The following is a 24,274-nucleotide window of genomic DNA, read 5'->3' on the forward strand; positions in this document are numbered from 1 at the left end:
GCGCCCGCCAGCGGCAGGACACGCCTTCGTGACAGCATGAGGGCCCCGTCGGGACCCTCCGCCTCAGGCCGCGGAAGCGGCCGCCTTCTTTTCCTGGGCGCGCTGGATGCGGCGCTTCAGGGTCAGGGCCTCGCCCGGCAGCTTACGGTCGGCGGTGCCGAGCAGGAAGCTGTCCAGGCCGCCATTGTGCTCCACGGTGCGGATGCCGTTGGTGGAGAGGCGGAGCTGGATCGAGGTGCCCAGCACGTCGGAGAAGAACGAGGTCTCCTGCAGGTTCGGGAGGAACCGGCGACGCGACTTGTTGTTGGCGTGGCTGACGTTGTTGCCCGTCAGCACGCCCTTGCCGGTGATGCCGCAACGGCGAGCCATGGCGCTAACCCTTCAAACGACTTCAGGGTCGCGGCAGTGGCCACGCACCCGAGATGAGAACAGAGGGGGGCGTATGGCCCGCCCCCCGGTCGGAGTCAAGGATTCGGGAGGGGATTCGGGCCGGAGCGGTTCAGAACTCCTGCCCGCCGGGCGGGGTGCCACGCATCTCCTGCAGCTCTCCCGCCTCGACAGAGGCCAGCGCGCTGCGCAGCACGTTGGCGATGGCGCGGTCCTCCATGCTGCGGGCCATCAGCCCGAGCGCGCCGCCCAGCAGGGCGGACGCCACCGAGATCGGCGCGATCTTCTGCTCGATCATGTATTCGATCGCCTTGTCCACCACGGAACCGGCATGGCTGAGATCTTCCGGGGCCACCCCCTGCGGATCGAGTTGCATCTGGTGCCTCCTGGATACTCCGCCGTCACATAGTCAGGCCGGCGGCCGAGCGAAAGGGTCAGCGGGCGGGGGTCGGCTCTGCGCCGCGCGGGGCGGGGCGCCCGCCGTTCGGCTTGTGTCCGATGCCGTCCCGGGCGCCCTCCCCGGCGCCATCCTGCGGGCGGTGCGCCGGGCCGGCATCGGGATCGACGCCGCTGGCCGCGGCCTTGGCCGCCGCCGCCGCCGCCGCCTCGGCCGCCGCCACCGCCTCGGACTGGCGCCGCCACATCTGGGCGTAGAGCCCATCCTCGGCCAGCAGCACGGCGTGGCTGCCCCGCTCGGCGACGCGGCCCTCCTGCAGCACGATGATCTCGTCGGCCTCCACCACGGTCGAGAGGCGGTGCGCGATGACCAGGGTGGTCCGCCCGCGCGCGACGCCGCGCAGCGCCGCCTGGATCTCCTGTTCGGTGCGGGTGTCGAGGGCGCTGGTCGCCTCGTCCAGGATCAGCACGCGGGGGTCCTTCAGGATGGTCCGCGCGATGGCGACGCGCTGCTTCTCGCCGCCCGAGAGCTTGAGGCCGCGCTCGCCGACGCGGGTGTCGTAGCCCTCCGGCAGGCGCATCACGAAATCATGCACCTGGGCGAGCCGCGCCGCCGCCTCCACCTCCGCCTCCGAGGCGCCGGGGCGGCCATAGGCGATGTTGTAGCGGATGGTGTCGTTGAACAGCACGGTGTCCTGCGGCACGACGCCGATGGCGGCGCGCAGGCTCTCCTGCGTCACCTGGCGGATGTCCTGCCCGTCCAGCAGGATGCGGCCGGATTGCAGGTCGTAGAAGCGGAACAGCAGGCGGGAGATGGTGGACTTGCCCGCCCCCGTCGGCCCGACGATGGCCAGCATCCGCCCCGCCGGCACATGGAAGGACACGCCCTTCAGGATGGTTCGGTCCGGCCGGTAGCCGAAGCGGACCTCCTCGAAGACCAGCTCGCCCGGCCCGGCGGCCAGCGGCCGCGCATCCGGCGCGTCCGCCACCTCCTGCTTCTCGCGCATCAGGGTGAACATCGCCTCCATGTCCACCAGCCCCTGCTTCAGCTCGCGATAGACGAAGCCCAGGAAGTTGAGCGGCAGGTAGAGCTGGATCAGGTAGGTGTTCACCAGCACGAAATCGCCGACCGTCATGCTGCCGTTCGAGACGCCGCGCGCCGCCATCAGCATGACGACGGTCAGCCCGATGGCGATGATCCCGGCCTGGCCCATGTTGAGGTAGTTCAGCGTCACTTCCGAGCGGGTATAGGCCTTCTCGTAGCGCGCCAGCGTGGCGTCGTAGCGGGCCGCCTCATGCTTCTCGTTGCCGAAGTACTTGACGGTCTCGTAGTTCAGCAGGCTGTCGATGGCCTTGGTGTTGGCCTCCTGGTCCATCTCGTTCATCGCCCGGCGGAAGCGCAGCCGCCAATCGGTGAAGACCAGCGTGAAGGCGATGTAGAGCCCGATCGTCACCAGCGTCACGGCGGCGAAGGAGAAGTCGAACATCCCCCAGAGGATCCCCGCCACGAGCAGGATCTCGATCAGCGTGGGGACGATGTTGAACAGCATGAAGTCGAGGACGAAGTTGATCCCCCGCGTGCCGCGCTCGATGACGCGGGACATGCCGCCGGTCTGCCGGTCGAGGTGGAAGCGGAGCGAGAGCGCGTGCAGGTGGCGGAAGACATTCAGCGCGATGACGCGCCCGGCCCGCGCCTGCACCTTGGTGAAGATGGCGTCGCGCAGCTCGGCGAAGGCGGAGCTGGCCATCCGCAGCAGGCCATAGCCCACCACCAGCGCCACCGGGATGGCGACCATCGCCGCCGCCCCCTCCCGCGGGCCCAGCGCGTCGACGGCGCGGGCATAGGCGATCGGCACCAGCACATTGGCGCCCTTGGCCAGCACCATCAGCACCAGGGCGATCACCACGCGGGTGCGCAGCCCGGTCTCGTTCTTCGGCCAGAGATAGGGCGCGAGGGTCAGCAGCGTCCGGCCATGGCCGCGTGGAGAGGAAGAAGCAGGCAAAACGGGATGTCTCCGGTCGGGTCGGCGGTTACATGGCGGCCGGGGCGCCGGGCGGCAATGCGGGGCTGCTGCGCGCCAGGGTGGCGGCAGGCGGCGGCTCCCTTGGAAGCGCGGCCGCGGGCCTGGCCTCAGGCGCGGCTCAGGGCCGGATCGTCGAAGCGCCGGCCGATGCCGCGCCCGCCCTGCTTCGCCGCGTAGAGCGCGGCATCGGCCCGCAGGCGCGCCTCCTCCAGCGTCGCCGCATCCTCCGGGATGCAGGCCCAGCCCAGGCTGACGCCCACGCGCAGCAGCATCCCCTCGACATCGTAGGGCCGGTCCGCGATGGCGGAGACCAGGCGTTCCGCCACCTGCTGCACCGCCTCGGGCTCCATGTCGCGGATCACGACGACGAACTCGTCACCCCCGGTCCGGGCCACGAGGTCGGCCGGGCGGAGATTGCGCGACAGCCGTGCCGCCACCTCGACCAGCAGCTTGTCGCCCACGTCATGGCCATGGGTGTCGTTGATCGGCTTGAAGCCGTCCAGATCGAGGTAGAGCGTGGCCAGCCGGCTGGCGCCGTCCATCCGCGCGCCGAAGGCAGCCTCCAGGCCGAAGCGGTTCAGCAGCCCGGTCAGCCGGTCGTGCTGCGCCAGATGGCTGCTGCGGGCCTCCGCCGCGAGCGAGCCCACCAGCGTGTGCTGGAAGGTCCAGATGATCTGCCAGGTGCCGAGGAAGAAGGGCACGGCCATGACCGGCAGCAGCAGCAGCCAGGGATCGCCGGACAGCGCCGCCCCGGTGACGAAGGGCAGCACGCAGAGCGCCACGAGGAGCATCGCCAGGCGCGGGGCGGAGAAGTTGCGCGCGCAGACCGAGCCGACCACCGCCATGATCAGGCTGGCGGAGAGGATCATCAGCGTGGCATCGCCACTGCGCATGGCGGCGAAGGACATGCTGCCCTGCAGGGCGCACCAGAGCAGCGAGAGCAGGATCGCGCCCTCGATGCGCGGCCGCAACCCGGCCGCCCGGCTGCGCTGGATGCCGCGGATCACCGTCAGCCGGCCGAACAGGATCAGCAGCTCCAGCGCCAGGAACAGGCTGAAGAGGGGGACCTCCTGACGCAGCAGGCAGACGCCGGCGACGACGACGCCGTTGAACGCGCCCATCACCACCGCCATCGGCGACGAGACGAGCTGGCCGAGCAGCAGGGGCCGGGCACCCTCCGGCACGGCGCAGGCCGGATCGGTCAGCCAGGACAGGGCGGGGCAGCGCCAGATGATGCGGGCGGTCGAAGGGTGACCCATCATGTCTCGGACTCTGTCCCCCGCGCGGACATGGCCTGCGCCTATCCTCCTGCTCGGCGGATCGGCCAGGAGACCGGGATCAGGTTCTAGGCCCGGATATACACTCTATGGTTGCATATCCTCCTCGATATCGCAAGATGCGCGGTGTATCGCTCCGTTATCCACGCATTGCGGCGATGGCCGCTCCCGTCGCTCAGGCGGCGCAGAGGGTGAGCAGACGATCGATCTCGTCCTCGGTATTGTAGTAGTGCGGCGAGGCGCGGAGGACGCTGCCGAGGCCCCGCCTCTCGGCGTCGATGCGCGTGCTGGCGGGCTCCGAGGCGCCGATCACGATCCCCGCCCGCGCCGCCTGGGCGACCATGTCGCGCGCCGCCCGCCCCGCCAGGGTGAAGCTGACGATGGCCGAGGGGCTCCGGCCGAGATCCCGCACCACGGCGCCGGGGATGCGCGCCAGGCCCTCGCGAAGCCGCGCCGAGAGCGCCTGGCATCGCGCCTGGATCGCCTCCAGCCCGAGGCCCAGCGCATAGTCCACCGCCACGCCGAGCCCGGCGCGGGCGGCGTAGTTGTTCTCCCAGGTCTCGAAGCGGCGCGCGTCGTCGCGCAGCCGGTATTCCTCCCGCGCCACCCAGGGCGCGGCGAAATGGTCGATCATCGGCGGCTCCAGCCGCTGCAGGAGGCCGCGCCGGACATAGAGGAAGCCCGTGCCGCGCGGCCCGCGCAGGAACTTCCGCCCCGTGGCCGAGAGCATGTCGCAGCCGATGGCCTCGACATCCACCGGCATCTGCCCCACCGCCTGGCAGGCATCGAGCAGGTAGGGGATGCCGTGCCGCCGGGCGATGCGGCCAATCGCGGCGGCCGGATTGGTCAGCCCGCCATTGGTCGGCACCCAGGTGATGGCGATGAGCTTCACCCGCGCGTCGATCATCGCCTCCAGCGCCGCGGTGTCGAGCTCGCCCGTGGCGTCGCTCGGCACCACGGCGATCTCGGCACCGGTCCGCCGCGCCACCTGCAGGAAGGCGACGTAGTTGGCGGCGTACTCGGCCTCGGCGGTCAGGATGCGGTCGCCGGGGGCGAAGCGCAGGGAATAGAAGGCCATCTGCCAGGCGACGGTGGCGTTCTCCACCAGGGCGATCTCCTCGCGCCCGGCGTTCAGCAGCCGCGCGACCGAGTCGTAGACCCCCTCCAGCCGCCCCGCCTCGGCCGCCGCCGCGGCATAGCCGCCCAGCTCGGCCTCCAGCTCCAGATGGCGCACCTGCGCCGCCAGCACCGGCGCCGGCATCAGCGCCGCCCCGGCATTGTGCAGATAGGCGCGGCGCGCGGCGGCGGGCGTCTCGGCCCGGATGAGGTCGAGGTCGATCATGCGCCACAGCCTTGCCGGGATGCCGCGCAGGGCGCAAGAGAGCCGCATGAACGGCTTCGCCCGGCATATCGCCGCCTGCAACAACCTCCCCTCCCCGGCCGGCCTGGTGCCCTTCCGCATCGGCGCCGAGCAGGTCGGCTGGCTGGAGCCCGATCTCGCCCGCTGGCTGGCCTTCCGCCCGCGCGACTTCCATTTCGACGGGCAGGGCGTCGCCCTGCCGGCGCGGCTGCGCGGCGCCGCGGCGCGCGAGGCAGTGCTGGCCGACGCGGCGCGCGGCCTGGCGCGGGATGGCTATCTGCGCCTCCGCGGCGAGCCCTTCGACGTGCGCGCCACGCCGGAGGGGCCGGTGCTGGCGCGGCTCGATCGCGGCGCCATCCCGGCCTTCGGCATCCTGGCGCAGGGGGTGCACCTGAACGGGCTGGTGCGCCGCCCGGAGGGCCCCGGGGGCGGGCTGCACCTCTGGCTCGGCAAGCGCTCGGCCACCAAGGCGGTGGCGCCGGGGCAGTGGGACAACATCGTCGCCGGCGGCACGCCCGCCGGGCTGGACGCCATGGCGACGCTGGTGAAGGAGGCGGAGGAGGAGGCCGGCCTGCCGCGCGACCTCGCCCTCCGGGCCCGTCCGGTCAGCCGGATCTCCTACATCATGAAGCAGGAGCACGGCCTCCGCCGCGACATCCTGCATGCCTTCGACCTGGAGCTGCCGGAGGACTTCCGCCCCGCCCCGCATGACGACGAGGTGGAGCATTTCGAGCTCTGGCCGGCGCGGCGCGTGCTGGAGGCGGTGCGCGACACGGACGACTTCAAGTTTAACGTCAACCTGGTGCTGATCGACCTCTTCCTGCGCGAGGGGCTGATCGACCCGCGCGGCGAGGAAGGCCGCCGGCTGGCGGCGGGGCTGCGCGCCGGGGACTGACCTCCCGCGCCGCCCGGCCGGCGCCGGCCCGTCAGGGCAGCGGCTGCGCCTGCACCCCGCCGCCCTGGTAGCCGGGCGGCGCCTGGTAGGGCTGCTGCTGCGGCTGCTGGTAGCCGGGCTGGGCGGGCGGCTGCGGCGGCTGGCTGGCGGGGGCGGTGCCGAAGCGCATCAACGCGCCGCGCAGCGGATCGGCGCCGGGATTGTGCGCGGCCATGTCCACCACGATCTGCCGGGCGCCGAAGCTCTGCCCGTAATAGGTGCGGTTGCGCTCGCTGTTGGCGCTGAGCAGGGAGCCATCCAGCGAGATGCCGGCATAGAGGCCGCGCGTCTTGGCGAAGGTGACGATGTCCGCGCCGACCGCCGCCGTGGTCGATCCCCCGATGCCGCCGCCGATCACCGCGACGGCGATGGAGGCATCGGCGCCGATCTTGAACTGGCTGTCCATCAGGGCGCTGAGGCCCCGGTCGGTCAGGATCATCATCATGACCATGGCATCCTGCACGCCGATCTGCAGGCCGATGCTGCCGCTGCCGATGCCGTAGAAGGCCGGCGAGGACCAGGAACCGGCCCCGTCGCGCGCCAGCAGCACGCAGGAGCCCCCCTGCCCGCCGAAGATGAAGCCGGCCCGGAAGACCCGCGGGCAGATCATCACCGCCCGGGCGCGGCGCAACAGGCTGATGGCGTCGTTGAAATGCGCCGCGTTCCGGTCGCTCCCGGCGCCGAGCATCTCCTGCACCGCGAGGGTCGATTGATCGACGAGGTTCTGCTCCTCGGCCTGCGCCAGGGCCGCGCGCGGCTGCCCGGCCAGCCCCGCCAGGGCCAGCAGCCCGGCCGCGAGAAGCATCCTCGGAGAGATGGAGCGCCGCATGAAAATCCTCCGACAAGCCTTTGCGAAGACATGACCTCTCGGCTCAGGCGTGGCAAGCCCAACTTGCGGGTCAGGGCGCCGCGAGGGGCGGCTCCTCGTTCACGGAGGCGACCCGCCAGTGGCCGGCATGGGGGCCGGCATGATGCTCCAGCCGGGTCAGCGACAGGTTGCGCACCGAGAACTGGAAGGCCTGGTGCGGATCGAGGCCCATGGCATGGGCCACGGCGGCGCGGATCGAGCCGCCATGCGCCACGATCACCACATCCCGCTCGCGCAGCTCCCGCGCCATCTCGTCCAGCGCCGGGCCGACGCGGCCGATCACGTCGCGCAGGCTTTCGCCGCCGGGCGGCTTCTCCTCCGCCGCATGCGGCCAGAAGGGATGTGGCGGCGCCGAGAGGCGCTCGGCGAAGGCCTCGTGCGAGACGCCCTGCCATTCGCCCAGGTGCTGCTCGCGGAAGCGCGGCTCGACGCGCATCTCCGCCTCGGGGTAGCCGGCGGCGAAGATGGCGGCGGCGGTGGCGCCGGTGCGGGAGAGCGGGGTGCGGACCCAGAGGGCGCCCGGCGGCAGGCGGCCTGCCAGCCAGGCATAGGCGGCGCTCTCCTGCGCCAGCGCGACGGTGCAAAGGGCGACATCCATGTCGCCGTACATGGTCACCCGGGCGGAAGGCTCGACGATGGCGTGGCGGATGAGGAAGAAGCGGGTCGTGCTCACCCGCATTCTCTAGAGCAGATCCCGATCCGATGGAAATCCCGGATCGGCCGGACGAGGCCGTCCGGGCCTCCTTCAGGCTTTGTTCAGGGCTGCCGAGGATAATGCCGCCGCCGCCCGAGAACCGGGCGCGCAGGAGAGCACAAGATGTCCCCCGTCCATCCCCCCGTCCCGCCACCGGTCGTGCCGCAGATCCCCGATCTGGCCGGGCAGGCCGGCAGGCTCGACTTCACCTACCGCCTGCCCGGCTGGCCCGGTGGCGCGGCGCCGGATGCCATCCTGGCGAGCGCCGAGGCCATGCGGCTGGATCTGGCCGGCATTCCGCTGCAATCCCCGCCCCAATCCCCGTCCCCTTGCGGCCTGGCCGGCCTGCTGGAGGCGATGACGCGGAGCGGCATGACGGGCAGCCTCACCCGGCTGGGCGTCCCCTAGGCCGGGAAGCCATAGAGACGGGCCGGGTTCTCCACCAGCACGCGGTGGCGGAGGGCCGCCTCCGGCGCCCAGTCGGCCAGGAGGTCCAGCAGGTCGCCGACATTGGGCATCACCCCCCAATTGGCGACATGCGGCCAGTCGGAGCCCCAGACGCAGCGCTCCGGCGCGGCCTCCAGCAGGGCGCGGGCCATCGGCGCCGTCTCCGGGTAGGCGGGCGCATCGTCGCTCAGCCGGTAGGCGCCGGAGAGCTTGACCCAGGCACCGTCGCGCACCAGCGAGACGAGCGTCCGGAATCCCGGCTGCTCCAGCGCGCCGGCGGCCGGCATATGCCCCATATGGTCGACGACGAAGGGCACCGGCAGCTTCGCCAGGCGTGGTGCCAGCTCCGGCAGTTGCCGCGCGTCCAGCAGCAGTTGCAGGTGCCAGCCCATCTCGCGGCAGAGCGCCCCGTAGGATTCCAGCCCGTCCAGGCTGACGCCGCCGCCGAACAGCACATTGACCCGCAGGCCGACGACGCCGGCCGCCTTCAGCACGCCATACTCCGCCTCCGACCGGCCGAGGCCGACCACGCCGATGCCGCGCAGCCGGTCCGGATGCGCGCGCAGCACGCTCTCCATCAGCCGGTTGTCCGTGCCGTGCACGCTCACCTGCACCAGCACGCCATGGGTCATGCCGGTGGCGTCCAGCATGGCGAGGTAGGCGGAGGGACCGGCCTCGGGCGGGGTGTAGCTGCGGTTCGCCACCAGCGGCCAGCGGGGCGGCAGGCCGATGACATGCGCGTGGGTGTCCACCGCGCCGGACGGCACGGCGAAACGGCGCGGCCCGCGCGGATGCGGATCGGGGCCGGGGCAGAGGGCCTCGGGGACGCGGGGGCCGGCGGAGAGATCGGTCATCGGCGTCGAGCACCTTGCCTCGGGTTTCGGGCAGCGGCAGGGCCGCGATGAGCATCAGCCCATAGGCCAGCACGGCGAAGATGGCGATGGCCCTGGCCGGCGTCACGCTGGCCGGAGCCGCGCAGCCGCATCGGCAAGAGTTCCGAGAAGGCTTCGTCGTGCGGGATATCACGCGTGTTCCCGTGAAGGATGCCTGTCGCCGGCCCCGACGCGCGACAGAAAACGCAAACGCCCCGCGCCTCAGGTGCGCGGGGCGGAAGATGACGGCCGTTTCACGAAAGTGGGCGCGCGCTGGCGCCCACCGGGAAATCAGGCAATCACCGGATCATAGGCGCCCTGCCGGCCTTCCTCGTAGCCGTAGGTCACGAAGTGCCAGGCCAGCTGGTCGTTGGTGATCACGCCGGCCAGGGCGAGATCGGGATTGAGCAGGGCGTACTGCGTCTCGTTGAACAGGTCGACCTGCCGCCCCTCGTTGAAGCCGAACTGCACGTAATGCTCGGTGCCGGCGCCGTCGATCGCGTTGGCGACGCCGGAGGCGCCGAAGGCCGTGATCAGGTCGCCATGGCTCGCCACATAGGACAGGCCGTCGAAATCGGTCTCACGCCCCTCGGCACGGCCGAAGCGGAGATAGTGAAGGGCGCCGCCCTCATCGGCATTGGCGCCGAAATCGGCATTGACGAGGACATCGGTGTTGGCGGCGAGATAGCTGTTGCCGTCAAAGAGGATGCTGCGGCCCTCGAGGGCGCCATGATCCCGGAAGTGCGACCAGGCCGCGTCCCGGTCCTCGCCGAAGGCGTTGCCGAGATCCTCGTAGGACGCCAGATAGGCGTAGCCGAGGAACTGACCGATATCGCCGAACTCGCGCGTGCCGTTGAGATCGGTGGCGATCGCCTCGACGTCGAGCAGCGTGTCGACCCCCTCGGGGCCGCGGATCACGCCCTCATCCTCCCAGCGGTAGATCTGGTAGTCGTCGAGATTGCCGCCCAGCAGCACCGTGTCCCGCCCGTCGCCGCCTTCCAGCCGGTCATTGCCGGGGCCGGGGATGAGCAGGTCGTCACCGCCCCGCGCCTCGATGCGGTCATCGCCGGCCAAGCCGTTGATGCTGTCATTCGAGACGGATTCGGGCGAGACGAGGTTGTCATTCCCCTCAGTGCCGAGAATCGCGACCATCTGACTGTCTCCTCTGTGGTTCCCGCGTCAGGAACAACCGAGGCGCCGGTCAGTTTCGTCGCGTGAGATCACGAATCTTTCGAAGTCGGCGCTCCTTCGGATGTGACGATTCCGTATCGGTCACGCCTCCGCATCGAAGGGCAGGCCGACATAGTTCTCGGCCAGCGACACCGCCGCGGCGCGGGTGTCGCGGATCAGCGCCAGCTCGGCCTCGCGCACCTGCGCGTCGAACAGCGTCTCCGCCGGATCGCGGTGCAGCAGACGCGTCATGAACCAGGAGAAGCGTTGCGCCTTCCACACGCGGCGCAGGCAGGTCTCGCTGTAGCGCTGCAACCGTCCGCTGTCGCCCGCGCGGGCCTCGGCCTCGAAGGCGCGCGACAGGACCAGCGCATCGGCGACGGCGAGGTTCAGCCCCTTGGCGCCGGTCGGCGGCACGATATGCGCGGCGTCGCCGGCAAGGAACAGTCGGCCGTGCTGCATCGGGGCGCAGACGAAGCTGCGCAGCGGGATGATGCCCTTCTGGAAGATCTCGCCCTCGTCGAGCGTCCAGCCGTCATCCGTCGCCAGGCGCGCGCGCAACTGGTCCCAGATGCGCGCCTCCGGCCATTGCGTCAGATCCTCGGCGGGATCGCATTGCAGGTAGAGGCGCTGGATCTCCGGCGTCCGCGTCGAGAGCAGGGCGAAGCCCTCGCCCTGGCTGGCATAGATCAGTTCCGGCCAGGACTGGCGCGCATGCACCAGGATGCCGAGCCAGGCGAAGGGGTAGAGGCGGTGCGCCTCCTGCCGCAGGCTGGCGGGAATCGCCTGACGCGAGGGGCCGTGATAGCCGTCGGCGCCGACGATGAACTCGCAGTCGAGGCGGCTCTCCCGCTCCGCCCCGGCCTCGCGGTAGGTGATGAAGGGGCTCTCGCCGTCGATCCCGTGCAGCCGCGCGCCGGAGATGCCGAAGCGGATCTCGCCGCCGCGCGCCAGCAGCGCGCCGATCAGGTCGCGCAACACCTCGTGCTGCGGATAGACGGTGACGTGCCGGCCGTCCGTGAGCCCGGCGATGTCGAGATGGAAGCGCCGGCGGTGCGATTGCAGGGTGATGCCGTCATGCACATGCCCCTCCCGGTCCAGCCGTTCGCCGAGGCCGAGCTCGCGCATCAGCTCCGTCACCCAGTGCTCCAGCACCCCGGCGCGGATGGTGCCCTCGACGGCGGCGCGGTCGCGGCTTTCGAGCACGACGCTGTCGATGCCGGCACGCCGCAGCAGCAGGGCGAGGAAGAGGCCGGCGGGTCCGGCGCCGAGAATTCCGATCCGGGTCCGCATGGCCCTCCCCCCTCCCCGCTCAGCCGCGCATCCGGCCGGGATTGAGGATGCCCGAGGGGTCCATCGCCGCCTTGACCCGCGCGCCGATGGCGGCCAGCGGCGGCGGCTCCTCCGGCAACACCGGCACGGCGGCCCGCAGGGCATCGGGCGCGCGGAACAGCGTGAAGGTGCCGCGCGACGCCCGGGCCGCCGTCATCACCGCGCGATGCGCCGCATCGCTGGCCGGCCCGGCGACCCAGACCAGCCCGCCGCCCCAGTCGAGCAGCAGCCGCGCGCCGAAGGCCTCGCGCAGGGCCCGCGCCGCCGCCGGCGCCGCCGAGGGCCGCAGGGAGAGGCGCCAGATGGCCTCGCCCGGCAGGGCGCCGAGCGCCGCCGCATCGCGCACGGCGCGCCACAGGGCCAGGCTGGCCTCGCCCTCCAGCAGCCCGGTCTCGCCATGTCCGGCCAGCGCCGCGCGGAGGCCGGCCGAGCGATGCGCCAGGAACTCGGCGAAATCCTCCAGCCGCAGCAGCGCCACCGCCCCATCCAGCCCGAGCGGCGGATAGCCTTCCGGCAGGAGCGCGGCGCCGCTGACGCCATAGGGGCTGCCGAGCCCGGCGGAGAGCGCCGCGACACCGTGCCGCAGATCGGGCACGCGCACGGCGACCGTCAGGCTGGCCTCGGGGCGCGGCAGCAGCTTCAGCGTGATCTCGGTCAGCACGCCGAGCGTGCCGTGGCTGCCCGCCAGCAGCTTGCAGAGATCGAGCCCGGTGACGTTCTTGTGGACCCGCCCGCCAGAGCGGATCAGCTCGGCATGGCCGGTGACGGCGCGCACGCCCAGGACCTGGTCGCGCAGCGCCCCGGCCGGCCCGATGCGGCGCGGCCCCGAGAGATTGGCCGCCACCATGCCGCCCAGTGTCGAAGGCTGGTCATGGCCGAAGAGCGCCGAGAAATCGGGTGGCTCGGCGGTGATCATCTGCCGCCGCGCGTCCAGCGCCGCCTCGATCTCCGGCAACGGCGTGCCGGCGCGGGCCGAGAGCACCAGCTCCTCCGGCCGGTAGAGGGTGATGCCGGTCAGCGCCCGGGTGGAGAGGGTGCGCGCCGCCTGCACCGGGCGCAGCATCGCTCGCTTGCCGCCCAGCCCCTCGATGGCCAGCGGCTCGCCGGCGGCGGCGGCGCGGCGCACCACGCCGAGCAGCGCCTCCTCGGTCTGCGGCGCCAGGAGGTCGCTCATGCCGCGGCGGTCGCCGGCGGGTGGACCAGCGGATTGCCCTCTAGCGGGAAGACCTTGGCCGGGTTCAGCAGCCATTGCGGGTCGAAGGCGCTCTTGATGCGCCGCTGCTGCGCCAGCTCGGCCGGGTTGAACTGCACCGTCATCAGGTCCCGCTTCTCGACGCCGACACCATGCTCCCCGGTCAGGCAGCCGCCGACCTCGACGCAGAGCTTCAGGATATCGGCGCCGAAGGTCTCGGCCTTGCGGAAGCTCTCCGGATCGTTGGCGTCGAACATGATCAACGGATGCAGGTTGCCGTCCCCGGCATGGAAGATGTTGGCGACCTTCAGGCCATAGGCGTCGGACATCTCCTGCATCCGCCGCAGCACCCGCGGCAGCTCGCCCACCGGGATGGTGCCGTCCATGCAGAGATAGTCCGGGCTGATGCGGCCGACGGCGCCGAACGCCCCCTTGCGGCCCTTCCAGATGGCGAGGGATTCCTCCGCCGTCTCGGCCACGCGGAGCGAGATCGGGTCGAAGCGGCCGCAGATCGCCTTCAGCCGCGCGAGCAGCGCGTCCTGCTCCTCGGTATTGCCCTCGACCTCGATGATCAGCATCGCCTCGGCATCCAGCGGATAGCCGGCCTGGGCGAAGGCCTCGCAGGCATGGATCGCCGGGCGGTCCATGAACTCCAGCGCCACCGGGATGATGCCGCTGCCGATGATGGCATCCACCACCTGGCCGGCCACCTCGTTGCTGCGGAAGGCGGCCAGCATGGCGCGCGCGCCCTCGGCCGCGCGCAGGATGCGCACCGTGACCTCGGTGACCAGGCCGAGCTGGCCCTCGCTGCCGGTGATCAGGCCGAGCCAGTCGTAGCCGGCCGCATCGAGATGCGCGCCGCCGATCTCGATCACCTCGCCCTCGATGGTGACGAACTTCACGCCCAGCAGGTTGCCCGCGGTGACGCCGTACTTCAGGCAATGCGCGCCGCCCGAGTTCATCATGACGTTGCCGCCGATCATGCAGGCGAGCTGGCTGGAGGGGTCGGGCGCGTAGAAGAAGCCCTCGGCGGCGACGGCCTGGGTGATGCCGATATTGGTGACGCCGGCCTGCACCACGGCCAGCCGGTCGGCATAGTCCACCTCGAGGATGCGGTTCATCCGCATCAGGCCGATCACCACCGCATCGGCCAGCGGCAGCGCGCCGCCGGAGAGGCTGGTCCCGGCGCCGCGCGGCACCACGCGGATGCCGTTGCGGTGGCAGTAGCGCAGCACGGCGGCGACCTCCTCGGTCGTGGTCGGCAGCACCACGGCCAGCGGCGGCTGGCGGTAGGCCGAGAGGCCGTCCGTCTCATAGGCGCGGAGCCGCTCGGGGTCGCCGATCACCGCCTGCCCGCCGGGGCGCGCCGGGCCGGGGTCGGGCAGCAGGTCGCGCAGATCGGCCAGGATGCGGTCGCGCCGGGCCAGCACGGCGGCATCCGGTTCCGGCAAGGCGATCATGCGGCATCCTCCACGAGCTTTGCCGCCGAGGATGGGGTGCGCCACGCCCGCCGGCAAGAGCACGCAGAAACGCCGCCGCGGGCGGGCCGCGGCGGCGTTTTCAGACAGGAAGCGGATCGCCGACCGGGAGCACCCGGCGGCGCCCGGAGGTCAGCCCTGGCGGGCCTTCATCCGGGGGTTCTTCTTGTTGAGCACATAGAGACGGCCACGACGGCGAACCATCACGCAGTTCTTGTCGCGCGTCTTGGCGCTCTTCAGGCTGTTACGGATCTTCATTGGCTGAACCCCTTCGAGCGGGCGCGTTTAGGGGGCGGTGGCCAGCTTGTCAACCGAAAGGCCGGCCTCCGGGACCTCCCTTGGGGCCTTCCCCGGACCCGCCGCCGCGATGGCCGCGGCCACCGCCGGGGCCAGCCCGCGGAACTCCGCGGCACGGGGCGAGCGTGCGCGCCAGGCAAGGCCCAGCCCCCGCCCCTGCGGCACTTCCAGCGGCCTCAGCACCAGGCTGGCACCGTTCAGCACCCCGCCCGCCACGGCCAGGCGCGGCAGCAGCGTCACGCCAAGCCCGCCGGAAACCATCTGCACCAGGGTATGCAGGCTGGTGGCGGCGAACCCCTCGCCGCCGGCGCCGGGCAGGCCGCAGGCGGCGAGGGCATGGTCGCGCAGGCAATGCCCGTCCTCCAGCAGCAGCAGCCGCTCGCCGCCCAGCGCTTCCATCGAGACCGCCGCCTGCTCCGCCAGCCGGTGCCCGGCCGGCAGGGCGACGACGAAGGGGTCCTCGGCGATACGCAGGGTCTCGACTTCCGGCAGCGCCACCGGCAGGGCGAGCAGCAGCAGGTCGAGCCGGCCGGCGAGCAGCTCCTCCGCCAGATCCTGGGTCAGGCCCTCGCGCAGCCAGAGCTGCAGCCGGGGGAAGCCCTGCCGCAGGGCCGGCATCAGATGCGGCAGCAGGAAAGGGCCGATGGTCGGGATGACACCGAGGCGGAGCGGGCCGGAGAGCGGGTCGCGCGCCGCCGCCGCCGTCTCCGCCACCGCCGCCAGGGCGGCCAGTGCGACCCGCGCGCGCGCCACCAGCTCCAGGCCCAGGGGAGTGAAGACCGGGCGCTTTCCCGGGCCGCGCTCCAGGACGGCGGCGTCGAGATGCCGCTCGAGCGCGATGATGCCGGCCGAGAGGGTGGATTGCGTGACCGCGCAGGCGGCCGCGGCGCGGCCGAAATGACCGAGGTCGGCGAGCGAGACCAGATAGCGAAGCTGTTGGGGGCTGGGCAGCGGCGTCATCGATTCAGGCGATCATTCCTTCGAAAACTATTCATTGGCATGTGTGCATTGCAGCATCCATAAAGGTTGTGCAGCGCGGAATGGCGCCCGCCAAGGGCGCCTTCCGCCGAAATCGCACATCATGGGGATCCATCACGCATGCTGACCGTCGGTGACAAGCTTCCCGCCTTCAACCTGACCGCCGTGAAGGGCGGCCCCGAAGGGCTCGAGGGCCCGGGCAAGTCCTTCACCCAGATTTCCAACGAGTCCGATGCCGGCAAGTGGAAGGTGATCTTCTTCTGGCCGAAGGACTTCACCTTCATCTGCCCGACCGAGATCGCCGCCTTCGGCAAGCTGAACGAGGAGTTCGCCGATCGTGACGCCGTGCTCTACGGCGCCTCGACCGACAGCGAGTTCGTGCACCTGAACTGGCGCGTGCACAACAACGACATCCGCGACCTGCCGATCCCGATGCTGGCCGATACCCGGCGCGAGCTCGCCTCCGCGCTCGGCATCCTGGACAAGGCCGAGGGCGTGGCGCTGCGCGCGACCTTCATCGTCGACCCCGAGGGCACCATCCAGTGGGCCTCGGTGAACGGGCTGAACGTCGGCCGCAATCCGCAGGAGGTGATCCGCGTGCTGGACGCCCTGCAGACCGACGAGCTCTGCCCCTGCAACTGGAACAAGGGTGGCGACACGCTGAAGCCGCAGGAGCTGTTCAAGGCCGCCTGATCCGGCGTGGAACCGGCGCGGGCCAGGCGGCCCGCGCCCCCTCCTCTCCCGGCGCCCGCCCTCCGGCCGGCTGCCATTCCGGGGCATTCCCCTCGGAGCATCCCGCGGGATCTCCCCCGCCCTCTCCCGCCTCTTCATCCGCCACCACCAGACCGGAGGAGCCCTTCGCATGTCTCTCGAAGCCCTGCGCGCCCGCCTGCCCGACTATGCCCGCGACCTCAAGCTCAACCTGGGCAGCCTGGCCACCGAGCCGGCGCTGACCGAGCAGCAACGGGCGGGCACCTTCGTGGCCAGCGCCCTCGCCAGCCGCAACCCCGAGGTGACGCGCGCCATCCTGGCCGAGTTCGGCCCCCGGCTCTCGCCCGAGGCGCTGACGGCAGCCAAGGCGGCGGCGGCGATCATGGGCATGAACAATGTCTACTACCGTTTCGTGCATCTGGTCGGCGGTGAGTACGGCACCATGCCGGCCAAGCTGCGGATGAACGTCATCGGCAAGCCCGGGGTGGAGAAGGTGGATTTCGAGCTGTGGTCGCTGGCGGTCTCGGCCGTGAACGGCTGCGGCATGTGCATGGAGAGCCATGAGAAGGTGGTGCTGCATGGCGGGCTGGGGCGCGAGGCGGTGCAGGCCGCGATCCGCATCGCCGCCGTGGTGCACGGCGTGGCCGCCGTGATCGATGGCGAGGACGCCCTCGCCGGCTGACACGCAAGCGTGACCATTGAGACCTGAACCGCCGGAAACCCCGCCTCGCGCGGGGTTTTCTGCCTGTGGAAGCGGCAGGATCCGGTCGCCATGCAGAAATTGCATGGGGGCCCGCTCAGCAGACAGGCATTTTTCGTGTTGCACCGCGAAAAATCACTTGCGTGCGAATGATCTCCGGCCTATCTTCCATCTCGCAGCAGCACAGTTCGCTGTGTTGTTGTCTTTCTTGGACGTTTCCTCCCTAAACTCGGCGGTGCTTCGGCACCGCCTTTTTTTTTGCCCGCGCTTCCGCCAGGAGGCTCAGCGGCGCAGCACGCTCCAGTCCATTTCGGCCAGCGTGGCCAGCAGGGTGGTCAGGTCCTGTTGCAGCCGGGTCATGCCGGGCAGGCGCTCGATCGCCGTCTCGTCCATGTAGAGCGCACGGGCGATCTCGATCTGCAGCACATGCACCGCCTCGCGCGGGCGCCCGTAATGGCGGGTGACGTAGCCACCCGCATAGGGATCGTTGCGCCGCACGCGATAGCCCATCGACCAGAGCTGCTCCTCCACCCGCCGCACCGCGCGCGGCGCGCAGGCCGTGCCATGCGCGTCGCCCAGCACCATGTCCGGCGGGCTGTGGGTCTGCCCCGGATGCGCCGGCATGGAATGGCAGTCCAGCACCAGGCAGGCCCCGAAGGCCTCCTTGGTCTCGGCGATCAGCTGGCCAAGCGCGGCGTGATAGGGCTGCCAGCAGCGCCGTATCCGCTCCTCCGCCTCGCGGAAGGGCAGCCGCCGGCGGTAGACCGGCTCGCCACTGGCGACGATGCGCGCGATGGTGCCGAGGCCCGCGCCGACCCGGGGGCTGGCGCTGTTCACCCAGGCCGGCAGCGGCCCGTCGAACATGGAGGGGTCAAGCTCCCAGGGCTCGCGGTTGGCGTCGCAGTAGACGCGGGGAAAGGTGGCGGCCAGCAGCGGAATGCCCTGCGCCGGCGCGGCGGCGAAAAGCTCGTCGACGAAACTGTCCTCCGAGCGCCGGACCGACAGGGCATCCAGCCTCGATTCGGCCAGGAAGGCGGCGGGGTAGTCGCGCCCGGAATGGGGCGAGGCAACGACCAGCGGCACGCGCTGCCTCGGAGGGCGCGAGAGGTGGTAGGCGTCGCCGGGACTTTCGTCAGCGACTATCGGCAGAGGCAGGTCCATGATCCGGCAGGATCAAGCCATAGCCGGAAGGCGCTGTCACGAGTCGCCATGCGGCCGACCTTGGGTTGGGGGTTGGGGGCTCGATGATTCGCCGCCGTCGCGCAGGATCCCCCTTGCCCCGCCCGCGCCGCCGGGATAAAGACCCGCCCCGACCGGATGGGCGCGTAGCTCAGCGGGAGAGCGTCCCCCTGACACGGGGAAGGTCACAGGTTCAATCCCTGTCGCGCCCACCATCCGGACCTCCATCTTTTCTCGACATCGCCCCGCCCAGCCCCGGCGGGGTTTTTGCCGTGCGTCGCGCGTTCACCTCCGTGACGCGCCCCGCTGCCGCAAGTTGCGTCGTGGACGGGGGATTTGAAACAAACATGCCAGGGTAGCGGCATCCGCTTGCCGGAAGCTGTTGACCCCCGGACGGTCCGGCAGCAAAGAGCAGCCGCGCCCGGCAGCAGCCGGTGCCGAAGCAACCGGGAACGGGGAAACGCCCATGCAACGCCGCAACCTGCTTCTGGCCGCCTCCGGCCTGGCTCTGCCCTTGGCCCAGCCCCGCCTGGCGCGTGCCCAGGGCGCCGCGGTCACCATGCGGCTCTCGCACCAGTATCCGCCGAGCCATCAGAACGCCCGCATCATCGCGAGCTTCGCCGAGCGGGTGAAGGAGCGGAGCCGGGGCGCGATCGATGTGCAGGTCTTCCCGGCCGAGCAGCTCGCCAAGGCGGGCGAGAACTTCCCGGGCGTCGCGCGCGGCGCCTTCGAGGCGGCGGCGGCGGTGAACTTCCAGTGGGGCAACACGCTCCCGGAGATGAACGCGCCCACCCTGCCCTATCTCTTCACCGATCTGGAGAAGATCAAGGCCTTTCCCGGCTCGGAGGCGGCGAGGTTCCTGGAGGGGCTGCTGCAGAAGCGCGCGGTGCGCAACCTGATGTGGCTCTACACCACCCGCCAGGCGATCTTCACCAGCAATGCCAAGCCGATCGTCACCCCGCAGGACTTCAAGGGGCTGAAGATCCGCGGCCTCAACGCGCTGACCGACCATGCCCTGACCGCCGTGGGCGCCGCGCCCTCCTCCATGCCGGGGCCGGAGGTGCCGCAGGCCCTGCAGTCCGGCGTGCTGGATGCCGGGCTCACCGACGTCTCCGCCGCCGTCTCGCGCCGCTTCTACGAGTTCCAGAAGTTCGGCACCGTGACGCCGTGGTTCTGCGTCTTCACCCATGTCTACGTGAACCCGCGCTGGTTCGACGGGCTGAGGCCCGAGCACCGCGCCATCATCGAGGCGGCGGCTGGCGAGGCCGAGCAGGCGCAGATCCCGCTGACCGAGGAGGTTGCCACCAAGGCGGTGCAGGAGCTGCGCGAGCGCGGCATGACGCTGCACATGCAGGGCGAGGCGGAGCGCGCCGCCTGGAGCGCCGCCATGCAGAAGCCGGTGATCGACGCCTTCCTGAAGCTGGCGCCGGAGAACGGCCAGCGCGCCATCGACCTGCTGCGCGCGCTGTGAACCGGCCGCCGAACGACCCCACGGGCAGGGCGGGGGGCGGCGCGGCGGGAGCGATCGAAGGCTTCGCCCGCCTGCTCTCGCGCCTGGGCGCCGCCCTGGGCGGCTGCGCCACCCTCTGCTGCCTGGTGCTGGTCACCTGGTCGGTGGTGGCGCGCTATGTCTTCGGCCAGCCGCAGCCCTGGATCGACAAGACCGCCGGCTGGCTGGTGGTGGCGCTGGTGCTGCTGGCGGCGCCCGAGGCGCAGCGCCGCTTCGAGCATATCGGCGTCGATGTGCTGACCGGGCGGCTGCGCGGACGCTGGGCGCGCGGGGCGCAGGTCGTCAGCACGGCCTCGGTCGCGCTGGTCGCCGGCATCCTGTTGCAGTCCGGGCTGGAGATGGTCGCCTTCAGCCGCATGATCGGCATCATGACCGAGATCGATGGCGTGCCGGTGTGGTGGGTGCAGGCGCTGCTGCCGGCCGGCGCGGCGTTGCTGCTGCTGGTGTCGCTGGTGCAATGCGCCCTGCTGCTGCTCGGCCGGGAGCCCGAATACCTCCCCGACGGCCATGACGAGCTGCCGCGCGACACCCTCGCGCGCGGCGAGTGACACCAGCGCGGAAGACGACGCACCGATGACCTTCCTGGCCCTGCTCGCGGCGCTCTTCGTGCTGCTCTACCTCGGCGTCCCGATGTTCGTGGCGCTGTTCCTGCTGCCGCTTGGCGTGCTGCTTTGGGTCGAGGGCGGCGTGCCGGCCCTGGGCGAGCTGGTGATGGGCCAGCTCGACGGCTATCTGCTGGTCGCCATTCCGCTCTTCATGCTGATGGCGCATGTCATGGTGCGCGGCCGGGTGGTGGATGACCTCTACGCCGCCGCCTTCCGCCTGCTGCGCGGCGTGCGCGGCGGCGTCGGCATCGCGACGGTCGCGGCCTGCACCATCTTCGCGGCCATCTCCGGCTCCTCCGTCGCCACCGCGCTCACCGTGGGCAAGATCGCCATCCCGCAGATGCTGCGCTACGGCATGAGCCGGCGCGGCGCCTTCGGCGTGGTGGCGGGCGGCGGCACGCTCGGCATCCTGATCCCGCCCTCGGCGCCCATGGTGCTCTACGCCTATGTCACCGAGACGAGCGTCGGCGCGCTGTTCCTGGCCGGCGTCGTTCCCGGCGTGATGATGGCATCGTTCTTCGCGCTCTACTGCTTCCTCACCGAAGGAAAGGCGGTGGCGCCGCCCGAGGCCGAAATCGGCGGCACCTCGCCGGAGAGCTTCTCCCTCGCCCGCGCCGGATGGAGCCTGTCGCTGCCGCTCTTCGTGCTGGGCGGCATCTACATGGGCGTCTTCACCGCCACCGAGGCGGCCGGCACCGGCTCGCTCTACGCCATCCTGATCGCGGCGCTGATCTATCGCAGCCTGACCTGGCGCGACCTGCTGGACGGCGTGCAGGAGGCGACGCGCACCAGCGCCATGCTGCTGATGATCATCGCCGGCGCCGCCATCTACGGTTACATGCTGACCAAGCTGCGCGTGCCGCAGGAGCTCACCATGCTGGTCACCGAATGGGGCCTGTCGCGCACCGGCTTCCTGGTCGCCATGATGGTGCTGCTCTTTCTGCTCGGCCTGGTGCTGGAGAGCTTCTCGATCATCCTGCTGACCATGCCGGCGATCCTGCCGCTGCTGGCGCAGCTCGACATCGACAAGGTCTGGTACGGCATCCTGCTGACACTGAGCCTGGAGATGGCGCTGATCTCGCCGCCCGTGGCGATGAACCTCGTCGTCATCAAGGCGATCACCGGCGCGCCGCTGGCCGAGGTCAATCGCTCCATCATCCCCTACATGCTGATGCTGGCCTTCGGCACCGGGCTGATCATCGCCTTCCCCGACATCGCCCTCTGGCTGCCGCGCCTCGCGGGCTACGGAGTCTGAGGGATCGGGGCGCGCGGGCCGGGCTTGCCCGCGGTCCGCACCGGGGGCAGGGTCGCGCCATGCGAGACCGCCCGCGCCTCCCGCTTCTCCCCTTGCTTCTCCCGTTGCTTCTCCCCCTGGCCGCCTGCGCCGCTCCGGCCCCCGCTTCGGGCCCGGCCATGCCGGCCAACGCGGAGCCCGTCCGCGCCAGCGGCAACGAGCCGTTCTGGAGCCTGCGCATCGGCGCGGGGCAGATGCGCCTGAGCCGCCCCGGCCTGCCCGACCGCACCGCCCCCGCGCCCGCCGCCGAGAACCTGCCGGAGGGCCGCCGCTACGAGGCCGCCGGCCTCGCCCTCACGCTGCGGCCCGGCCCCTGTGAGGACAGCATGAGCGGCGCCCGCTTCGCCGAACGGGCCGTGCTGGAGATCGACGGGGAACGGCTGGAAGGCTGCGGCGGCGGCGAGTTGCCGCCCGGGCGGCTGGAGGACACCCGCTGGGTGGTGACGCGGATCGCCGGCCGGCCGGTCGCGGCGGAGCAGCCGCCCACGCTGGAGATCGACGAGAAGGGTCACATCGCCGGCTTCGACGGCTGCAACCGCTATGCCGGCGGGCTGCGGCTCGCGCCCGATGGCGGCATCCGGCGCGACGGCCACCAGGGCATCGGCACGCTGATGGCCTGCCGTCCGGCGGTGGAGGAGATCAGCCGGGCCTTCCAGGCGGCGCGCGACGGGGCCACGCAGTGGCGCTTCGCGGGGAGCGAGTTGCAGCTGCTGGCGCGGGGCGCCGAGAGCCTGCGCCTGCGCCGGCTCTACTGACGCTCAGGCCGCCTGGGCCGCCGGCAGCACGGCGCCCAGCGCCCGCACCAGGGCCGCGATCATCGCGTCGTCATGATGCGGCGTGGCGCAGAGGCGCAGCCGCTCGGTGCCGCGTGGCACGGTGGGATAGTTGATCGGCGTGACGTAGAGGCCGAATTCCTCCAGCAGCCGGCGCGCCACGGCGCGGCAGCGCCCGGCGCCGGGCACCGGGACCGGCACGATATGGCTGGCGCTGTCGAGCCGCGGCAGCCCGGCCGCGTCCAGCGCCGCCTTCAACGCCACGGCGCGCTCGGCCAGCCGGCGGCGGAGCGCGGCATCGCCCTGGATGTGGCGGATGCTGGCGATCGCCGCCGCCGCCGTCGCCCGCGGCATGGAGGTGGTGAAGATCAGCCCGCCGGCGGTGGAGCGGATATAGTCCACCAGACTGGCCTCGCCGGTGACATAGCCGCCGACCACGCCGATGCCCTTGGCCAGCGTGCCCTGGATGATGTCGATCCGCGACGCGGCGCCGTCGCGTTCGGCGATGCCGGCCCCGGTCGGGCCATAGAGGCCGACGGCATGCACCTCGTCGAGATAGGTGAGCGCGCCGTAGCGCTCCGCCAGGTCGCAGATGGCATGCAGCGGGGCGACGTCGCCTTCCATCGAATAGACGCTCTCGAAGGCGATGACCTTGGGCGCCGCCGGGTCGGCGGCGGCGAGCAGGCTCTCCAGATGGCCGAGGTCGTTGTGGCGCCAGATGTGGCGCCGCGCCGGGCTGCGCCGCATGCCGTCGATCATCGAGGCATGGTTCATCGCGTCCGAGAAGACCTCCATCCCCGGCAGGGCGGCGAGCAGGGCCGAGAGGGCGGCCTGGTTGGCGGTGTAGCCGCTGCCGAAGATCAGCCCGGCCGCCTTGCCGTTCCAGGCGGCGAGCAGCGCCTCCAGTTCGGCATGCAGCGGCGAGGTGCCGGAGATGTTGCGCGTGCCGCCGGCGCCGACGCCCATCCGCGCCATCGCCCCGGCCGCCGCCGCCAGCACCGCCGGATGCGTGCCCATGCCGAGATAGTCGTTGGCGGACCAGACGGTGATCTCCCGCGCGCCGCCCGCCCTGTGCCAGCGATAGACCGGGAAGCGGCCGGCGATCTTCTCCAGCGGAGCGAAGTCCCGGTAGCGCCCCTCGGCGCGCAGGGTGTCGAGATGGCCGGCGCAATGCGCCAACAAGGTCTGCCGCGTGTCCATCGCGGCGGAATAAGGCAGGGGCCGGCGCTTTGCACGCGCTTTGCGCGCGGCCCGGGACCGCCTCAGCCGCCGCCCTCGTTCCCCGCCGCGCCCCTCTCCGCGGCCAGGATCGCCGCCAGCCCCTCGCGATAGGTCGGGTGGCGCCAGCGCAGGCCGAGCATCGCCTGGGTGGCACCGCTGGCGACGCGCCGGTTCTCCGCCCAGAAGCTGCGGCCCATCGGCGACATGGCGGCCAGCGCCTGCTCCAGCGGCACCAGGGGCGGCGGCGGCAGGCCGAGCAGCCGGGCGCCCTCCTCCATGACCTCGGCGCCGGTGGAGGGCAGGTCGTCGGCCAGATGCAGCACGCGCGGCATCTCCGGGGCGGCCGGGCGGAGGGCGGCGGCGAGGACGGCGGCGGCGATGTCGTCGCGGTGGATGCGGGAGAAGCGGTGCCGCGGCGCGTCCACCCGCCGCGCCCGGCCGGCGCGCAGCTCGTCGAGGGCGCTGCGACCGGGGCCGTAGATCCCGCCCGTGCGGAAGAGGTCCAGCGCCACGCCGCGCCCGGCGAGCGCCGCCGCCCAATCCTGTTCGGCCCGAAGGCGGCGGCGGCCCCGCTC

General features: G+C 71.7%; 24 protein-coding genes, 1 tRNA gene and 1 pseudogene. 9 read left to right on the top strand and 17 right to left on the bottom strand.

Features of this window, described 5'->3' with window-relative positions:
- Positions 1 to 63 precede the first annotated feature (63 nt).
- The 5 genes from rpmB to ACVMLK_RS08845 all read right to left on the bottom strand — a co-directional run bounded on the left by rpmB (position 64) and on the right by ACVMLK_RS08845 (position 5,474).
- Complete coding sequence (rpmB, locus tag ACVMLK_RS08825; protein WP_198366436.1) at positions 64 to 369, bottom strand: 50S ribosomal protein L28; 306 nt, start codon at positions 367 to 369, stop codon at positions 64 to 66.
- A gap of 130 nt (positions 370 to 499) precedes the next feature.
- Entirely contained in the window at positions 500 to 763 is a 264-nt protein-coding gene (locus ACVMLK_RS08830) for a hypothetical protein (protein WP_198366435.1), read from the bottom strand.
- Between the two features lie 58 nt (positions 764 to 821).
- Positions 822 to 2,786, bottom strand: coding sequence for an ABCB family ABC transporter ATP-binding protein/permease (locus ACVMLK_RS08835; protein ID WP_457486197.1), 1,965 nt, complete (start codon positions 2,784 to 2,786; stop codon positions 822 to 824).
- A gap of 128 nt (positions 2,787 to 2,914) precedes the next feature.
- Complete coding sequence (locus ACVMLK_RS08840; protein WP_198366434.1) at positions 2,915 to 4,069, bottom strand: GGDEF domain-containing protein; 1,155 nt, start codon at positions 4,067 to 4,069, stop codon at positions 2,915 to 2,917.
- A gap of 190 nt (positions 4,070 to 4,259) precedes the next feature.
- Entirely contained in the window at positions 4,260 to 5,474 is a 1,215-nt protein-coding gene (locus tag ACVMLK_RS08845) for an aminotransferase class V-fold PLP-dependent enzyme (protein ID WP_457486198.1), read from the bottom strand.
- Between ACVMLK_RS08845 and ACVMLK_RS08850 the strand changes: the two genes are divergently transcribed.
- Positions 5,473 to 6,339: an NUDIX hydrolase gene (locus ACVMLK_RS08850; protein ID WP_422923007.1), complete on the top strand. Its 867-nt coding sequence runs from the start codon at positions 5,473 to 5,475 to the stop codon at positions 6,337 to 6,339. The genes ACVMLK_RS08845 and ACVMLK_RS08850 overlap by 2 nt on opposite strands.
- Positions 6,340 to 6,370: 31 nt before the next feature.
- Here ACVMLK_RS08850 and ACVMLK_RS08855 read toward each other — a convergent pair whose 3' ends face one another.
- Positions 6,371 to 7,183 (bottom strand): lipid-binding SYLF domain-containing protein, encoded by an 813-nt coding sequence (locus tag ACVMLK_RS08855; RefSeq protein WP_457486199.1) that lies wholly within the window; start codon positions 7,181 to 7,183, stop codon positions 6,371 to 6,373.
- Positions 7,184 to 7,277: 94 nt separating this feature from the next.
- Positions 7,278 to 7,919, bottom strand: coding sequence for a histidine phosphatase family protein (locus ACVMLK_RS08860; RefSeq protein ID WP_422923003.1), 642 nt, complete (start codon positions 7,917 to 7,919; stop codon positions 7,278 to 7,280).
- A 144-nt stretch (positions 7,920 to 8,063) separates the two neighbouring features.
- On the opposite strand from ACVMLK_RS08860, the gene ACVMLK_RS08865 reads away from it, so the two are divergent.
- Positions 8,064 to 8,348, top strand: a complete 285-nt coding sequence (locus ACVMLK_RS08865) for a hypothetical protein (RefSeq protein WP_422923001.1) — start codon at positions 8,064 to 8,066, stop codon at positions 8,346 to 8,348.
- Here ACVMLK_RS08865 and ACVMLK_RS08870 read toward each other — a convergent pair.
- From ACVMLK_RS08870 to ACVMLK_RS08900, 7 genes are all read right to left on the bottom strand, one after another.
- Complete coding sequence (locus tag ACVMLK_RS08870; protein WP_457486200.1) at positions 8,345 to 9,241, bottom strand: amidohydrolase family protein; 897 nt, start codon at positions 9,239 to 9,241, stop codon at positions 8,345 to 8,347. The two genes, ACVMLK_RS08865 and ACVMLK_RS08870, sit on opposite strands and share 4 nt — an antisense overlap.
- Positions 9,242 to 9,550: 309 nt before the next feature.
- The gene (locus tag ACVMLK_RS08875) at positions 9,551 to 10,411 is read right to left on the bottom strand and encodes a hypothetical protein (protein ID WP_457486201.1); all 861 of its coding nucleotides are present in this window, start codon (positions 10,409 to 10,411) and stop codon (positions 9,551 to 9,553) included.
- 120 nt (positions 10,412 to 10,531) lie between these two features.
- A complete protein-coding gene (locus tag ACVMLK_RS08880; protein WP_198366424.1) occupies positions 10,532 to 11,722 on the bottom strand; it encodes a 4-hydroxybenzoate 3-monooxygenase in 1,191 nt (396 codons plus the stop codon).
- A gap of 19 nt (positions 11,723 to 11,741) precedes the next feature.
- Positions 11,742 to 12,935 (bottom strand): FAD-binding protein, encoded by a 1,194-nt coding sequence (locus tag ACVMLK_RS08885; protein ID WP_422922994.1) that lies wholly within the window; start codon positions 12,933 to 12,935, stop codon positions 11,742 to 11,744.
- Positions 12,932 to 14,413, bottom strand: a complete 1,482-nt coding sequence (locus tag ACVMLK_RS08890) for an FAD-linked oxidase C-terminal domain-containing protein (RefSeq protein ID WP_457486202.1) — start codon at positions 14,411 to 14,413, stop codon at positions 12,932 to 12,934. The genes ACVMLK_RS08885 and ACVMLK_RS08890 overlap by 4 nt, the downstream gene beginning before the upstream one ends.
- A gap of 150 nt (positions 14,414 to 14,563) precedes the next feature.
- Positions 14,564 to 14,689 carry a type B 50S ribosomal protein L36 gene (gene ykgO / locus ACVMLK_RS08895; protein WP_198366420.1) on the bottom strand — a complete coding sequence of 42 codons (126 nt, stop codon included), beginning with the start codon at positions 14,687 to 14,689 and terminating at the stop codon, positions 14,564 to 14,566.
- Positions 14,690 to 14,716: 27 nt separating this feature from the next.
- Entirely contained in the window at positions 14,717 to 15,688 is a 972-nt protein-coding gene (locus tag ACVMLK_RS08900; protein ID WP_457486203.1) for a hydrogen peroxide-inducible genes activator, read from the bottom strand.
- A 138-nt stretch (positions 15,689 to 15,826) separates the two neighbouring features.
- On the opposite strand from ACVMLK_RS08900, the gene ACVMLK_RS08905 reads away from it, so the two are divergent.
- Positions 15,827 to 16,399: a peroxiredoxin gene (locus ACVMLK_RS08905; RefSeq protein ID WP_198366418.1), complete on the top strand. Its 573-nt coding sequence runs from the start codon at positions 15,827 to 15,829 to the stop codon at positions 16,397 to 16,399.
- A 169-nt stretch (positions 16,400 to 16,568) separates the two neighbouring features.
- Positions 16,569 to 17,099, top strand: a complete 531-nt coding sequence (locus ACVMLK_RS08910) for a carboxymuconolactone decarboxylase family protein (protein ID WP_198366417.1) — start codon at positions 16,569 to 16,571, stop codon at positions 17,097 to 17,099.
- Positions 17,100 to 17,399: 300 nt separating this feature from the next.
- Here the strand turns inward: ACVMLK_RS08910 and ACVMLK_RS08915 are convergent, their stop codons facing one another.
- Positions 17,400 to 18,278 carry an N-formylglutamate amidohydrolase gene (locus ACVMLK_RS08915; protein WP_457486204.1) on the bottom strand — a complete coding sequence of 293 codons (879 nt, stop codon included), beginning with the start codon at positions 18,276 to 18,278 and terminating at the stop codon, positions 17,400 to 17,402.
- Between the two features lie 158 nt (positions 18,279 to 18,436).
- Between ACVMLK_RS08915 and ACVMLK_RS08920 the strand changes: the two genes are divergently transcribed.
- The 5 genes from ACVMLK_RS08920 to ACVMLK_RS08940 all read left to right on the top strand — a co-directional run bounded on the left by ACVMLK_RS08920 (position 18,437) and on the right by ACVMLK_RS08940 (position 22,460).
- Positions 18,437 to 18,511 (top strand) — tRNA-Val (locus ACVMLK_RS08920).
- A gap of 251 nt (positions 18,512 to 18,762) precedes the next feature.
- Positions 18,763 to 19,767 (top strand): TRAP transporter substrate-binding protein DctP, encoded by a 1,005-nt coding sequence (gene dctP / locus ACVMLK_RS08925; protein WP_457486205.1) that lies wholly within the window; start codon positions 18,763 to 18,765, stop codon positions 19,765 to 19,767.
- Entirely contained in the window at positions 19,764 to 20,354 is a 591-nt protein-coding gene (locus ACVMLK_RS08930; protein ID WP_422922986.1) for a TRAP transporter small permease, read from the top strand. The genes dctP and ACVMLK_RS08930 overlap by 4 nt, the downstream gene beginning before the upstream one ends.
- A gap of 25 nt (positions 20,355 to 20,379) precedes the next feature.
- On the top strand, positions 20,380 to 21,666 hold the full coding sequence (locus ACVMLK_RS08935) for a TRAP transporter large permease (protein WP_198366412.1): 1,287 nt from the start codon (positions 20,380 to 20,382) through the stop codon (positions 21,664 to 21,666).
- 158 nt (positions 21,667 to 21,824) lie between these two features.
- Positions 21,825 to 22,460: an META domain-containing protein gene (locus ACVMLK_RS08940; protein ID WP_457486206.1), complete on the top strand. Its 636-nt coding sequence runs from the start codon at positions 21,825 to 21,827 to the stop codon at positions 22,458 to 22,460.
- Positions 22,461 to 22,463: 3 nt separating this feature from the next.
- Here ACVMLK_RS08940 and hemA read toward each other — a convergent pair whose 3' ends face one another.
- Entirely contained in the window at positions 22,464 to 23,678 is a 1,215-nt protein-coding gene (gene hemA, locus ACVMLK_RS08945; protein WP_457486207.1) for a 5-aminolevulinate synthase, read from the bottom strand.
- Between the two features lie 62 nt (positions 23,679 to 23,740).
- A pseudogene (locus ACVMLK_RS08950) lies at positions 23,741 to 24,274 on the bottom strand (SDR family NAD(P)-dependent oxidoreductase); the annotation flags it as partial.

The sequence above is a fragment of the Teichococcus aerofrigidensis genome, from assembly GCF_054073225.1.

Excerpts from the sequence above, each read along its gene's own strand:
- rpmB (WP_198366436.1), bottom strand. The coding sequence starts at position 369 with ATGGCTCGCCGTTGCGGCATCACCGGCAAGGGCGTGCTGACGGGCAAC.
- ACVMLK_RS08830 (WP_198366435.1), bottom strand. The coding sequence starts at position 763 with ATGCAACTCGATCCGCAGGGGGTGGCCCCGGAAGATCTCAGCCATGCC.
- ACVMLK_RS08840 (WP_198366434.1), bottom strand. The coding sequence starts at position 4,069 with ATGATGGGTCACCCTTCGACCGCCCGCATCATCTGGCGCTGCCCCGCC.
- ACVMLK_RS08850 (WP_422923007.1), top strand. The coding sequence starts at position 5,473 with ATGAACGGCTTCGCCCGGCATATCGCCGCCTGCAACAACCTCCCCTCC.
- ACVMLK_RS08845 (WP_457486198.1), bottom strand. The coding sequence starts at position 5,474 with ATGCGGCTCTCTTGCGCCCTGCGCGGCATCCCGGCAAGGCTGTGGCGC.
- ACVMLK_RS08855 (WP_457486199.1), bottom strand. The coding sequence starts at position 7,183 with ATGCTTCTCGCGGCCGGGCTGCTGGCCCTGGCGGGGCTGGCCGGGCAG.
- ACVMLK_RS08865 (WP_422923001.1), top strand. The coding sequence starts at position 8,064 with ATGTCCCCCGTCCATCCCCCCGTCCCGCCACCGGTCGTGCCGCAGATC.
- ACVMLK_RS08870 (WP_457486200.1), bottom strand. The coding sequence starts at position 9,241 with ATGACCGATCTCTCCGCCGGCCCCCGCGTCCCCGAGGCCCTCTGCCCC.
- ACVMLK_RS08875 (WP_457486201.1), bottom strand. The coding sequence starts at position 10,411 with ATGGTCGCGATTCTCGGCACTGAGGGGAATGACAACCTCGTCTCGCCC.
- ACVMLK_RS08880 (WP_198366424.1), bottom strand. The coding sequence starts at position 11,722 with ATGCGGACCCGGATCGGAATTCTCGGCGCCGGACCCGCCGGCCTCTTC.
- ACVMLK_RS08885 (WP_422922994.1), bottom strand. The coding sequence starts at position 12,935 with ATGAGCGACCTCCTGGCGCCGCAGACCGAGGAGGCGCTGCTCGGCGTG.
- ACVMLK_RS08890 (WP_457486202.1), bottom strand. The coding sequence starts at position 14,413 with ATGATCGCCTTGCCGGAACCGGATGCCGCCGTGCTGGCCCGGCGCGAC.
- ykgO (WP_198366420.1), bottom strand. The coding sequence starts at position 14,689 with ATGAAGATCCGTAACAGCCTGAAGAGCGCCAAGACGCGCGACAAGAAC.
- ACVMLK_RS08900 (WP_457486203.1), bottom strand. The coding sequence starts at position 15,688 with ATGACGCCGCTGCCCAGCCCCCAACAGCTTCGCTATCTGGTCTCGCTC.
- ACVMLK_RS08905 (WP_198366418.1), top strand. The coding sequence starts at position 15,827 with ATGCTGACCGTCGGTGACAAGCTTCCCGCCTTCAACCTGACCGCCGTG.
- ACVMLK_RS08910 (WP_198366417.1), top strand. The coding sequence starts at position 16,569 with ATGTCTCTCGAAGCCCTGCGCGCCCGCCTGCCCGACTATGCCCGCGAC.
- ACVMLK_RS08915 (WP_457486204.1), bottom strand. The coding sequence starts at position 18,278 with ATGGACCTGCCTCTGCCGATAGTCGCTGACGAAAGTCCCGGCGACGCC.
- dctP (WP_457486205.1), top strand. The coding sequence starts at position 18,763 with ATGCAACGCCGCAACCTGCTTCTGGCCGCCTCCGGCCTGGCTCTGCCC.
- ACVMLK_RS08935 (WP_198366412.1), top strand. The coding sequence starts at position 20,380 with ATGACCTTCCTGGCCCTGCTCGCGGCGCTCTTCGTGCTGCTCTACCTC.
- ACVMLK_RS08940 (WP_457486206.1), top strand. The coding sequence starts at position 21,825 with ATGCCGGCCAACGCGGAGCCCGTCCGCGCCAGCGGCAACGAGCCGTTC.
- hemA (WP_457486207.1), bottom strand. The coding sequence starts at position 23,678 with ATGGACACGCGGCAGACCTTGTTGGCGCATTGCGCCGGCCATCTCGAC.